We start from the raw sequence: 11,074 nt of genomic DNA on the forward strand, positions 1-11,074 counted from the left end.
CTCTATTTTTGGGCTTTGGCGTGGCAAACGCACAAGACAGCTTTCAGCATATCAGAAACGCTACCGCAAAGATAAACTACGCAGGAGTGAACTTTTTGCTCGACCCGTATCTTGCACCAAAGGGTAAATATCCTGGCTTTGAGGGGACGCTAAACTCACACCTTAGAAATCCTTTGATAGAACTTCCTATGGATGCAAAAGATGTGTATAAGGGCGTCGATGCGATCATCGTTACGCACACGCATCCTGATCACTGGGATGAGGTCGCGGCTGAAATTTTACCTAAAAATATCGTTATCTTTGCTCAGCATAACGATGATGCGGCGCTAATCAAAAAGCAAGGCTTTAAAGACGTAAGAGTGCTAGACGAATCGGCTGAATTTAAAGGAGTGAAACTATATAAAGCAGGCGGCGCTCACGGCACAGCAGAGATGTATGAAAACAAGCAGCTTGGTGCTATTTTGGGTGATGCGATGGGCGTAGTGTTTGAAGCAAAGGGGCATAAAACGCTTTACGTCATGGGCGATACGCTTTGGACTGCGGACGTAAATAAGGCTCTAAACAAATTTAATCCTAGTGTAGTCGTGATGAATACGGGCGACGCTCGCGTGCTGGCATTTCCTGACAACGGTATCATAATGGGCAAAGCCGACGTAGCTCACGCCGCAAAAGTGCTTAATGGCGCGACTATCATTGCAGTGCATATGGATGCCGTAAATCACACGAGCGTAAGCCGTAAGGATCTTCGTGAATTTGTTAAAAAAGAAGGCATAGAGAGCAAGATCACTATCCCAGATGACGGCGAAATCATCAAATTTTAATCTCAAATTTTACCTTACAGAGCTAGAATTTCTAGCCTTTATCCTAAATTTTCAAATTTTTGCTAACATTTTGGCTTTTTATGAAGGTAAAATTTGACATTTAACTACGTTTTTAAACTATCTATTCCTATCTTTATGGGCTATTTCCCGCTTGGTGTCGCTTTTGGTGTGCTGGCAAAGAGCATGGGAGTGAGCGCATTTATCGCTGTGGCACTTAGCACGCTAGCATACGGCGGCGCAGCGCAGTTTATGATGCTCTCGCTCTTTAGCGTCGGCACGAGCTATGTTGAGGTCTTTATCATGAGCTACCTTGTAAATTTGCGCCACACTTTTTATGGAATTTCGCTTTTAAAAGAGTATAGCGGGATCAAATTTAGGCTTTTAAACATCGCTTTGCTAACAGATGAGACCTTTGCGATATTTAAAAATTTAGGACTAAAAGATGCAAGTGAGCGAAGTTTTGTCTTTACCTGGCTAAATTTGCTTGCATGGTCTTACTGGGCGGCTGGAACGCTGCTTGGAGCGATACTTGGCGATCTTATAAAGGCCGATACAAAGGGGCTTGAGTTTAGTTTGACCTCGCTTTTTATAGTGGTCGTCATCGAGATGTTTAAAAATGATAAAAACTACCGCGTGCTCTTTGCGGCAGCCTTTTTTGGCGTGCTTGGAGTGAGTCTATTTCCAGCTAAATTTGTGCTTGTTGGCTCGATGGCACTTTGTTTTATATTTTTGCTTTTGTTTAAGGATAAAATTTGATAAGTGTAAGCTCAAACGAGATGGTGCTTTTTGTGGCGGTGCTTTTAAGCGCCTTGGCTACTTTTATAACGAGGGCGACGCCGTTTTATGCGTTAAGAAACTATAAGTCAAATCCTTATCTAGACGCCATTGAGAAGCACATGGGTATGATGATAATGGTCGTTTTGGTTTGCTACGGGCTAAAAGATACAAAATTTAGCGAGTATCCATACGGCTTAAGCGAGATAGTGGCGGTTTTTACGGCTGTTTTGGTGCATTTGAAATTTAAAAATGCCCTTCTTAGTATAGTCGTTTCGACTGGAATTTATATGCTTTTGATAAGAATTTTTTAAATAAATATAAATTTTGAAAATTAATAAATTTTTTAAATATATGACGTTATAATGCTCTAGCAAATTTTAATGCAAAGGAGCTAAAATGCGTTTAATCTTTAAGGCGGTGTTACTCATGATTTTAGGTACTACTTTAGCGGTTGCTAAGCCAACCATCTACATCCTAGCTACTGGTGGAACGATAGCAGGAAGCGGCTCAGGTTCGCTTGATTCAAGCTATACTTCTGGAACTGTTACGGTCGATAAACTAATCGCAGCCGTGCCAGATATCAACAAGATCGCTACCATAAAAGGCGAGCAAATTTCAAATATCGGCTCACAAGATATGAACAATGAAGTTTGGCTTAAGCTTGCAAATAGAATAAACGAACTTCTAAACAGCGGCAAAGCCGATGGTATCGTCGTTACTCACGGCACAGACACTATGGAGGAGACAGCTTACTTCTTAAATTTAGTCGTTAAAAGCGACAAGCCAGTTGTGCTTGTAGGTGCGATGAGAAATAGCGGCTCACTAAGCGCAGACGGCCCACTAAATTTATTTAACGCTGTAAATGTTGCTATCAGCAAAGATAGCGTAGGCAAGGGTGTTGTAGTCACTATGAATGACGAAATTCACGCTGGCAGAGAGGTTACAAAAACTAACACAACAGGCGTTGATACATTTAAATCACCAAATAGCGGCAAGATCGGCACTGTCTTTTATGGCAACGTAAAATACTATATGAACCCAATCAGAAAACACACAGCAAGCTCAGCTTTTGACCTAACTGGCGTAAAAGAGCTTCCAAGAGTTGATATCATCTACTCTCACGCAAATGACAACCCTGACTTTGTAAATGTAGCTGTCAAAAACGGCGCAAAAGGCATCGTTAGCGCTGGTCTTGGCAACGGCAACCCTTACTTTAGCGTGTTAGAGGCTCTTGGTGAGGCTTCAAAAGCTGGCGTAGTGGTAGTTCGTGACTCACGTGTGGGAAGCGGCGAGACAACTATGAACGGCGAAGTTGATGACGCAAAATACGGCTTTTTAACAAGCGACAACCTAAACGCTCAAAAAGCTAGAGTGCTTTTGATGCTTGCACTTACAAAAACAAGCGACAAAGCTAAAATTCAAGAGTTTTTCTTAACCCACTAAGTGCAGCGTCTCGCGATATTTGCACTTATTTAATATTACGGCGGAACTATTAAATTTATAGCTCCGCCCTCACTTTTTCAAATTTACATTAAATTTAAGGCTCTAAAATGGGGATCAGCGCGCACTACTATGCCTACTCGCAAGATGATATAGAAAAGATCAAAAATGGCGGCGGCGGCGAACTTTTGGACGAATACGACATGGGCAATTTTTGGGACGCGATGTGTAAGATGCTAACTGGCACAAATTTTCAGGAAAGGCTTAAGGCTGGCGATATTTTTAGCTCAAATGAGCCTTTTAGCTGGGCTATTTTTGGGCGTAGTGCCTTAAACGAAGAGCTAAGCGAGATGATCTCTTATGCTAACGCTTCGGATGTAAAAGAGGTGGCTGAGACGTTGAAAAATGTTGATATCAACGCACTTTTAGCAAAGATAAATTTAAAAGAATTTGCTAGCTCAAAGACATATCCTGATATTTTTGGGTGCGAGAGCGAATTTGAAGATATAAAAGCGAGGCTAAAAGAGCATTTTGCTGGGCTTTTAAATTTTTACCAAAATGCCGCTAGCAATGGGCTTGGCGTGCTAATAGTAATAGCCTAAATTTCTAAATTTTTAGTGGGGCTATTTTTGTGGTTTAAATTTAGCTAGCTTTTGTGGCAAATAAATTTATAGAGTGCCTTTATATCAAAAGCTAAATTTGCCATCTAGGCTGTGAAATACACACAAAATCGCCCTTGTTTTTGCGCTAAATTTATTAAATTTATATGTCTAGCACCAAAAGCAGGCTAAATTTGCTAATAAAGCGCTCTTTTATCATAAATTTATAGATTTTGATTTAGCATTTCACTAAATTTTTAAGGCGCTTCATGAATTTCTTGCTCTTTTTTGTCACGATTTTCCCGATCTCCATGATGCCAGGCATCAACATGACTTATGCGATGAGCGTTGGTATGAGCTTTGGCTACAAACACTCGTTTTTCGTGATGGCTGGGCAGCTTTTAGCACTTGCTTTTGTATCGTTTAGCTGTATGCTTGGCGTGGGCGCGGTGCTTCATCATTTTGAGTACGCATTTAAGGCGCTAAATATCATCGCAGGCCTTTATATGCTCTATCTTGGCGCTATGCTCTTTTTTGGCAAGGGCGAGCTTAGCATCACAAATGTCTCAAATTTGCCAAGCAAAAAGCAGATGTTTATAAATGGCTTCATCGTTAGCGTCTCAAATCCAAAGGCGTGGATATTTTTCTCAGCCTTGCTGCCTACATTTTTGGATAAAGACGATCCTTTTAGCCTAGCTCGTATGTGCGTGATCACCGTAACGCTCGTTTTCATCGAGTTTTGCGCTCTAAATATCTACGCGATTGGTGGCGCTATGCTAAAGAAATTTTTACAAACGCACCTAAGGCTACTTGAAATTTGCACTGCCATCATCGTCTGCACGATCGGCGTGCTCTTGCTTTTTAGATAAATTTATCCCCTTTTTACCTAGCTTGGCTAAAATTTGCCCAGTTTGCACTACATTTTTAGCAAAAGGATAAGAGATGAAAAAATTTCTATTTATATTTACAAATCAGCCATATAATGGCACGGACAACGCTTACAACGCGCTAAGGCTAGCTAGAGCGTTAAAAGAAAAGGGCGAAGAGGTTAGGATCTTTCTCATGAACGACGCAGTCGATCTTGCGCGAAATAGCACCAAAAAGCCAGAAAACTACGACGTTGATCTAGTAGCGATGCTAAAAGAGTTACACGCTGGTGGCGCGATGCTTAAGGTTTGTGGCAGTTGCCAAACAAGGTGCGGTTTGCACGTAGGAGAGCCTTATTTCGAGGCTGAGGTGAAAGGCAGCATGGATATCTTGTCCGAGTGGGTGAGAGAGTGTGATCAGGTGATGACATTTTAGAGCAAAAAGGAGAATTTATGAGTTTGACATTTAGTGTAAAAAATAAAAAGAAGCTACTTGGCGGATATGCAAAGGCGCTAAGCGAGCGTGAAATTTCAGCTCTTGTTGAGGGGCTTTTCTTTTTTAACAGCGAGCAAGAGGAGCCAAGCGCAAATGAGCTGGGCGCTGACGTGATGATAGCAGGCGAGTGGCAAAAGAGCGTTCGTGGCTTTGAGCTAAACTACGAAGATGGCGAGTATATCGTGCGTGTTTATACTCCAAGTGGCGTCGGCGACTGGCAGATCGCACTTGAGCTACTCTCAAAGCTCTCGGCTCAAACTGGCTCAAAAATAGAGTGCGACAACGAAAAAATTTATGATAGCGAGCAAATTTTAAAATTTGACTACGAGACTGACATCATGTGGGGGCTTGAAGCGTTAAAAGATATAAAAGAGAAAAATCAAACGCTTTACATCTCTGGCGTGGAGCGAGACGTGGCGTTTGACGCGGTTATGGTAGATGAAATTTTTGCAAGTGCCAGTCCTGCGGCTAAATTTGATGAGATGATGAGACAGGTGCAGTATCTTGACGCATATAGCGCAAAAGAGCACCTCTATCAAGACAAAGACGGCAACGAAATTTTTGGCGCATATACTCTTAGTGAAAATTTACCGACCATCTTGCCTTATGCTCCATCTCCGTCGTGGCAGGCGCAAGAGGCGCTTGGAGATCGCAAGGTCTCGCGCTGGGTGCTTACGCTAGTTGTGGGCGTGGATGATAGTGACGCGCACGTGCTTGATGAGTGCGAATATGGAGCTTTCATGGCAAATTTACCAAAAGAAAAGTACCGCTTCATCGACGCTGCAAACGTGCTTGTTGAGCCACTTAGCGAGAAGGAGATGAAAGAAATTTTACAAAGGGCAAAGGCTTAAATTTATTAAACCCCAAAAAAAATGTAAATTCACCTCAGACTTGCTTAAAATTTAAGCCAGTTTAAGCGCATTTTTAAGCTCATAAAAGCTAGAATTTTACTGACTATACCGCTTTTTGAGTATAATACGCATGGTTTAAAAAGGATAAAAATGAAAATTTTAAAGGCTATTTTAGCGGCGGCATCGGTGGTTTGCTATCTAAACTCGGCCGTTTTACCAGAAAGCGACTGGAGCAAAAAAGATCTAAAAGGCGAGGTCAAAAGTATGACGGCTACGGAGTACGAATACTCTATAGACGGCTCCGGCGCGCTAGAAAATACTCGCGTAAAGCGGACGGAGTTTGACGAAAACGGCTATATGCTGCAAGAAACCGAGCATATAAACGGCGTGCCAAACAGCTCGGTTTTGTTTGAGTACGACAAAGACGGGCTAATACGCAAAAAATATCAAGATAGCGCCGTTTATCTCTACGAATACGAATTTGAAGGCGAAAATTTAGTCGAGACGGCCAAAGAGCAGTATATCGAGGATAAATTTTACCCGCGCACGGAGAAAACTACTTACGGCAAGGACGGCAAAATGATCGCTCGGGCTGTGTATTCGGGCAGGGAACTAGTGATAGACGATAGCTACGTCTACGACGAAAAGGGCGTTTTAACGCGGATAGAAGATAATATGGAGCCGCGGCACGGCATAGAGATAAGCTTCGAGCGCAAGCCAAACGGCGAATACGAAAAAATCACGCAAACTCCGAACTCAAAATGGGTTTATTACTACGCCGCAAACGGCGACGAGATGGAGTATACGTCGGTAAATTACTTCGGCTCCGAGGCAAAAATCTGGCAAATCTTGCAGTTTAAAGACATAACGAGGGACGAGCGTGGAAATTTGACGCATAAAACCTCGGTCAAATTTAAGCCCGCGGACAAATACTACGAAAACGGCGACATAAAAGAGATCGGTCTATACAAAAAGCTACAAATCAGCTACGAATACTACGAATAAAATAACCGCTCTTAAATTTACAATCCTGCTGGCGGAGGCTAGCTGGCTTGATAAAACTGAGCATCGACATTAACTGCTAAACTAGGCGGTGCATGTTTTTATTTTTACTTTTTAGCCATTTTTCCACTAAATTTAGTAAGACTTAAATTCTTAGCTCATACGCATCGCTTAAAAGACCTTAAATTTACCCACTCTAACCGATAGCTGCCGAGTTTTGATTATTTATTTAGCTTCTTTTGGTTAAAATCAGCCCAAATTTACAAAACTAAAGGTTAAAAATGAAACAAGGCAAAGTTTGGAAATTTGGCGATAATGTCGACACTGACATCATCATCGCCGCAAGATATTTAAACACTTCAGACGAAAAAGAGCTAGCAAAACACATCATGGAAGACGCCGATCCTAAATTTAGCTCAAAAATAGCAAAAGGTGACATCATCGTAGCTGGCGAAAATTTTGGTTGCGGTAGCTCAAGAGAGCACGCCCCGTTAGCGCTAAAAGAGGCTGGCATAGCGGCTGTTGTGGCAAAGAGCTTTGCGAGAATTTTTTATAGAAATAGCTTTAACACAGGGCTTTTGATACTTGAGATCAAAGAAACCGACGAGATAAACGAGGGCGACACGCTAAAGATCGACGTAGATAACGGCGTCATCGTAGATGAAAGCACAAAAAAAGAGTATAAATTTAACGCTATCCCGCCATTTATGCAAGAGCTTTTAAACGCTGGCGGCCTTATCGAGTACGCAAAAGCGAAGATGAACTAAGGAGCGGCGATGAAAAACTATAAAATTTGCGTTATAAAAGGCGATGGTATCGGCCCTGAGATCATCGACGAGGCGATAAAGGTTTTAGACGTCGTAAGTGCCGAGTTTGGTATCAAATTTGAGTATGACTATAAGCTAATGGGTGGCGCAGCATACGACGTTTTTGGCGAGCCACTGCCAGATGAGACGCTAAGCTCGGCACTTAGTAGCGATGCTGTGCTTTTTGGAGCAATCGGCGGCGAGAAATGGGACAGCCTGCCAAGACACCTAAGACCAGAAAGCGGGCTTTTAAAGATCAGAAAAGAGCTAGAAGCTTATGCAAATTTACGCCCAGCCATCATCTTTGACGAGCTAGTGGATGCTAGCACGCTAAAGCCAGAGGTTTTAAAGGGCGTTGATTTTGTCGTGGTTCGTGAGCTAACTGGTGGGCTTTATTTTGGACAGCCTAGAGAAAAAGGCGAAGATAGAGCCTTTAACACGATGGTCTATACTAAATTTGAGATCGAGCGCATCGCAAAGATCGCCTTTGAGACGGCTATGCTTCGCAAGAAAAAGGTCTGTATGGTCGATAAGGCAAACGTGCTTGAGACAAGCCAGCTTTGGCGCGAGGTGACTAGCGAGGTGGCAAAGGGCTATCCTGAAGTGGAGCTTAGTTTTATGTATGTCGATAACGCAGCGATGCAGCTAGTAAGAGCGCCTGCAAATTTTGACGTCATACTTACTGAAAATTTATTTGGCGACATTTTAAGCGACGAAGCGAGCATGGTTTGTGGCTCGATAGGACTTTTGCCAAGTGCTAGTATGGGCGGTAAAGTGGGAATTTATGAGCCTATCCACGGTTCAGCGCCAGACATCGCAGGGCAGGGCATAGCAAATCCAATAGCTACCATTTTAAGCGCAGCGATGATGCTAAGATACGCATTTGGCGAGAGCGAGGCGGCAGACGCGATAGAAAATGCCGTAAAAACAGCACTTGCAAAGGGATATAGAACAAAAGATATCGCCGCTTTTAACGCAGTTGAAATTTGCTCAACAAGCGAGATAGGCGACGTTATAGCAGGGTTTATCAAAAATGAAAAACACAATCACTGAAGCACTGATCTATGAGGCTCAAGGGCTAAAAGACGATGCGCTTGAAATTTACAAGAACATCTTAAAACAAGACCCATCAAACAAGGACGCCCTTAGCGCGATAAACCGCCTTAGCGGACTTCGCAAAGAGCGCGCGATAAAAAACGAGCAGATGAAAGAGTTTTTCATCAGGATGAAAAGTGACGAAGAGATAAATGAATTTAAAAGGTGGTTGATAAGATTATGAAGCTTGATGATATCGCTAGGATGGCCATTAGTGAGGTTAGCGCCGAGCTTGAAAAGATAGAGGCACTGCAAAACAAAAAGCAAGAAGAGCTCGAAAGGGAGAATCTAAAAAAAGAGCTTTTGGCAATAGAAACTGCTGATGAGCATGTGCTTGAAGAGCCAAAAGTAGAGGCAAGCGTGCTAAGCGTGTCAAGTGTGCAAAGTGAGCCAGAGCCAAAGGTGGCGCAAATTTCGCCAAAGAGCAGGGAGATAAGCGATGAGGAAATTTTCTTAGCAAACCTTGCTGAGCGCATCGAGGTGCTTTTTGAAGGGCTTAAACAAACTAGCGAGCAAGACCTTAGCCAAAGGCTCGAGCTAACGACTAAATTTTTAGAATTTACCCTTGCAAACATCGAAAATAGACTCCAAAATCTCTCAAAATAACAAATTTGAGGCAAAAACTGGGACAGAAATTTACAAAAATAGCGAGCTAGACTTTTTTAGGTCGCTATTTGCCCCATTTAGCAAGCGTGTCTATCTAGTCGGAGGCTGTGTGAGAGACGCGCTTTTGGGACGAGAAATTTATGACTACGACATCGAAGTTTATGATATAAAGCCTGCTAAATTTGACGAGCTGATGGCTAGCATAAAGGCTAGTGGTGTTGGCAAAAGCTACTTCATCTACAAATACAAAAACTACGATCTTGGCCTGCCTAGAAGCGAGAGTAAGACCGGAAATTCGCACAAAGACTTTGCCGTAAGCTATATAAATGATCCAAGCCTTGCAAGTCTTAGACGTGATTTTACGGTAAATGCCATGATGATGAATATCTTTGACGGCGAAATTTTAGACTTTCATGGCGGCAAAAAGGACCTTGCAAACAAGACGCTAAGGCACATTGATAGTGAGAAATTTAAAGAAGATCCGCTAAGGGTGTTGCGTGGGGTGCAGTTTAGCGCTAGGCTTGATTTTAGCATAGCTGACGAGACGCTAGAGCTTATGAAAACGCTTGATCTAGCGCATCTAAGCAAGGATAGGATAAATACCGAGCTCATTAAATTTTTTCGCTCAGAGCATCTTGAAAAAGGGGCGTTTTATCTTTTTAAGCTTTCACTTTTTGAGCAAATTTTTGGCGTGCAAATTTGCGAGAATGATGAGTTTTTGAGCGAACTTAAGAGTGCTAGAAATTTCGTGGATGATGAGCGGCTATTTTTATATATGCTTTTTGGTAAATTTGAGCTTGACGCAAAGGAAATTTTAGAGAAAATGCGCCTGCCAAAGAGCTATTTTTCTATCTTAAAAGAGCCATTTTTTAAAGACATGCCAAGAGACAATGAGCTACTAAAAATTGCTCTAAATATGCCACTAAAATCATGGCTTGGAGCTTATAATAAAGAGCGCATAGAGCGTGCAAAAGAGCTTGGAGTTTATGAGGCTAAATTTGACGCAAAGGTCGATGTGAGCGAGATCTTGGCGGCTGGCTTTAAAAATGAGATGATCGCCGCTGAGATAAAACGAAGGCAGTTGCTTGCTATTATAAAGCACCTTGAAACTCTTGCAAAACACTAAATTTATAGATAAATAAAATTTAAATTTTAAAACTCTTAAAAGCCCATTTTGGCTAGAATAAGGCAGTTTATAACACTTTTTAAGGCAAAAATAAATTTATGTTTAACATAGTCCTAGTCCATCCTCAGATACCGCAAAACACCGGAGCTATCGGCAGAATGTGCGTAAATGCAAATTTAAAGCTTCACGTCGTTAAGCCAACCGTGTTTGACCTGAGCGAAAAGGCTGTTAGACGGGCAGGGCTTGATTATTGGAAAATTTTAGATCCAAAAATTTGGGAGAGCCTAGATGAGTTTTTAGAGGCAAATTTAAGCCACAAAGAGCGATTTTTCTTTGCTACGACTAAGACAAATAGGCTTTACTACGACGCTAAATTTGAGCCAGGAGATTTTATATTTTTTGGCGGAGAGAGCACGGGACTGCCAAGGGAATTTATGGATATAAATTTTAAAAATGCCATAACGATCCCGATGGGAAAAGAGGGCAGGAGCTTAAATTTAGCCATGAGTGCCGGTATCATCGCATATGAGGCGATCAGGCAAAATATAGCTAAATTCGACTTTAGGAGGGAGGTTTGAGAGCGCTTTTT

At 42.1% G+C, this 11,074-nt stretch carries 15 protein-coding genes; all 15 read left to right on the forward strand.

The window, feature by feature from the left end:
• Positions 1-821, forward strand: an 821-nt coding sequence (locus Q0296_RS05590; RefSeq protein ID WP_298037768.1) for an MBL fold metallo-hydrolase, incomplete at its 5' end; no start/stop codon positions are given.
• A gap of 93 nt (positions 822-914) precedes the next feature.
• On the forward strand, positions 915-1,577 hold the full coding sequence (locus Q0296_RS05595; protein WP_298037771.1) for an AzlC family ABC transporter permease: 663 nt from the start codon (positions 915-917) through the stop codon (positions 1,575-1,577).
• Positions 1,574-1,909, forward strand: a complete 336-nt coding sequence (locus Q0296_RS05600) for an AzlD domain-containing protein (RefSeq protein WP_298037777.1) — start codon at positions 1,574-1,576, stop codon at positions 1,907-1,909. Before Q0296_RS05595 ends, Q0296_RS05600 begins: the two co-directional genes overlap by 4 nt.
• Positions 1,910-1,994: 85 nt before the next feature.
• A complete protein-coding gene (locus tag Q0296_RS05605) occupies positions 1,995-3,041 on the forward strand; it encodes a type II asparaginase (protein ID WP_035160651.1) in 1,047 nt (348 codons plus the stop codon).
• 107 nt (positions 3,042-3,148) lie between these two features.
• Positions 3,149-3,640, forward strand: coding sequence for a DUF1877 family protein (locus Q0296_RS05610; protein ID WP_298037789.1), 492 nt, complete (start codon positions 3,149-3,151; stop codon positions 3,638-3,640).
• 266 nt (positions 3,641-3,906) lie between these two features.
• Complete coding sequence (locus tag Q0296_RS05615; RefSeq protein ID WP_298037796.1) at positions 3,907-4,506, forward strand: LysE family translocator; 600 nt, start codon at positions 3,907-3,909, stop codon at positions 4,504-4,506.
• Positions 4,507-4,579: 73 nt separating this feature from the next.
• Positions 4,580-4,939 (forward strand): DsrE family protein, encoded by a 360-nt coding sequence (locus Q0296_RS05620; RefSeq protein WP_009294098.1) that lies wholly within the window; start codon positions 4,580-4,582, stop codon positions 4,937-4,939.
• Between the two features lie 17 nt (positions 4,940-4,956).
• Positions 4,957-5,850 carry a DUF4299 family protein gene (locus Q0296_RS05625; RefSeq protein WP_298037801.1) on the forward strand — a complete coding sequence of 298 codons (894 nt, stop codon included), beginning with the start codon at positions 4,957-4,959 and terminating at the stop codon, positions 5,848-5,850.
• A 150-nt stretch (positions 5,851-6,000) separates the two neighbouring features.
• Complete coding sequence (locus tag Q0296_RS05630; protein ID WP_298037806.1) at positions 6,001-6,855, forward strand: hypothetical protein; 855 nt, start codon at positions 6,001-6,003, stop codon at positions 6,853-6,855.
• A 278-nt stretch (positions 6,856-7,133) separates the two neighbouring features.
• Positions 7,134-7,619 (forward strand): 3-isopropylmalate dehydratase small subunit, encoded by a 486-nt coding sequence (locus Q0296_RS05635; protein WP_298037809.1) that lies wholly within the window; start codon positions 7,134-7,136, stop codon positions 7,617-7,619.
• A gap of 9 nt (positions 7,620-7,628) precedes the next feature.
• On the forward strand, positions 7,629-8,711 hold the full coding sequence (leuB, locus tag Q0296_RS05640) for a 3-isopropylmalate dehydrogenase (RefSeq protein ID WP_107804887.1): 1,083 nt from the start codon (positions 7,629-7,631) through the stop codon (positions 8,709-8,711).
• A complete protein-coding gene (locus Q0296_RS05645; protein ID WP_021089560.1) occupies positions 8,692-8,937 on the forward strand; it encodes a hypothetical protein in 246 nt (81 codons plus the stop codon). The genes leuB and Q0296_RS05645 overlap by 20 nt, the downstream gene beginning before the upstream one ends.
• Positions 8,919-9,359 (forward strand): hypothetical protein, encoded by a 441-nt coding sequence (locus Q0296_RS05650; RefSeq protein WP_298037815.1) that lies wholly within the window; start codon positions 8,919-8,921, stop codon positions 9,357-9,359. Before Q0296_RS05645 ends, Q0296_RS05650 begins: the two co-directional genes overlap by 19 nt.
• Entirely contained in the window at positions 9,319-10,485 is a 1,167-nt protein-coding gene (locus Q0296_RS05655) for a CCA tRNA nucleotidyltransferase (RefSeq protein WP_298037818.1), read from the forward strand. The genes Q0296_RS05650 and Q0296_RS05655 overlap by 41 nt, the downstream gene beginning before the upstream one ends.
• A 98-nt stretch (positions 10,486-10,583) precedes the next feature.
• Entirely contained in the window at positions 10,584-11,063 is a 480-nt protein-coding gene (locus Q0296_RS05660) for a tRNA (cytidine(34)-2'-O)-methyltransferase (protein WP_298037821.1), read from the forward strand.
• The last annotated feature ends 11 nt before the right edge of the window (positions 11,064-11,074 follow it).

The organism is uncultured Campylobacter sp. (assembly GCF_937890585.1).
Taxonomy (GTDB): domain Bacteria; phylum Campylobacterota; class Campylobacteria; order Campylobacterales; family Campylobacteraceae; genus Campylobacter_A.

What these genes read in the sequence shown, in the direction of transcription:
- Q0296_RS05605 (WP_035160651.1), top strand. Translation starts at nt 1,995, where the DNA reads ATGCGTTTAATCTTTAAGGCGGTGTTACTCATGATTTTAGGTACTACT.
- Q0296_RS05610 (WP_298037789.1), top strand. Translation starts at nt 3,149, where the DNA reads ATGGGGATCAGCGCGCACTACTATGCCTACTCGCAAGATGATATAGAA.
- Q0296_RS05615 (WP_298037796.1), top strand. Translation starts at nt 3,907, where the DNA reads ATGAATTTCTTGCTCTTTTTTGTCACGATTTTCCCGATCTCCATGATG.
- Q0296_RS05620 (WP_009294098.1), top strand. Translation starts at nt 4,580, where the DNA reads ATGAAAAAATTTCTATTTATATTTACAAATCAGCCATATAATGGCACG.
- Q0296_RS05625 (WP_298037801.1), top strand. Translation starts at nt 4,957, where the DNA reads ATGAGTTTGACATTTAGTGTAAAAAATAAAAAGAAGCTACTTGGCGGA.
- Q0296_RS05630 (WP_298037806.1), top strand. Translation starts at nt 6,001, where the DNA reads ATGAAAATTTTAAAGGCTATTTTAGCGGCGGCATCGGTGGTTTGCTAT.
- Q0296_RS05635 (WP_298037809.1), top strand. Translation starts at nt 7,134, where the DNA reads ATGAAACAAGGCAAAGTTTGGAAATTTGGCGATAATGTCGACACTGAC.
- leuB (WP_107804887.1), top strand. Translation starts at nt 7,629, where the DNA reads ATGAAAAACTATAAAATTTGCGTTATAAAAGGCGATGGTATCGGCCCT.
- Q0296_RS05645 (WP_021089560.1), top strand. Translation starts at nt 8,692, where the DNA reads ATGAAAAACACAATCACTGAAGCACTGATCTATGAGGCTCAAGGGCTA.
- Q0296_RS05660 (WP_298037821.1), top strand. Translation starts at nt 10,584, where the DNA reads ATGTTTAACATAGTCCTAGTCCATCCTCAGATACCGCAAAACACCGGA.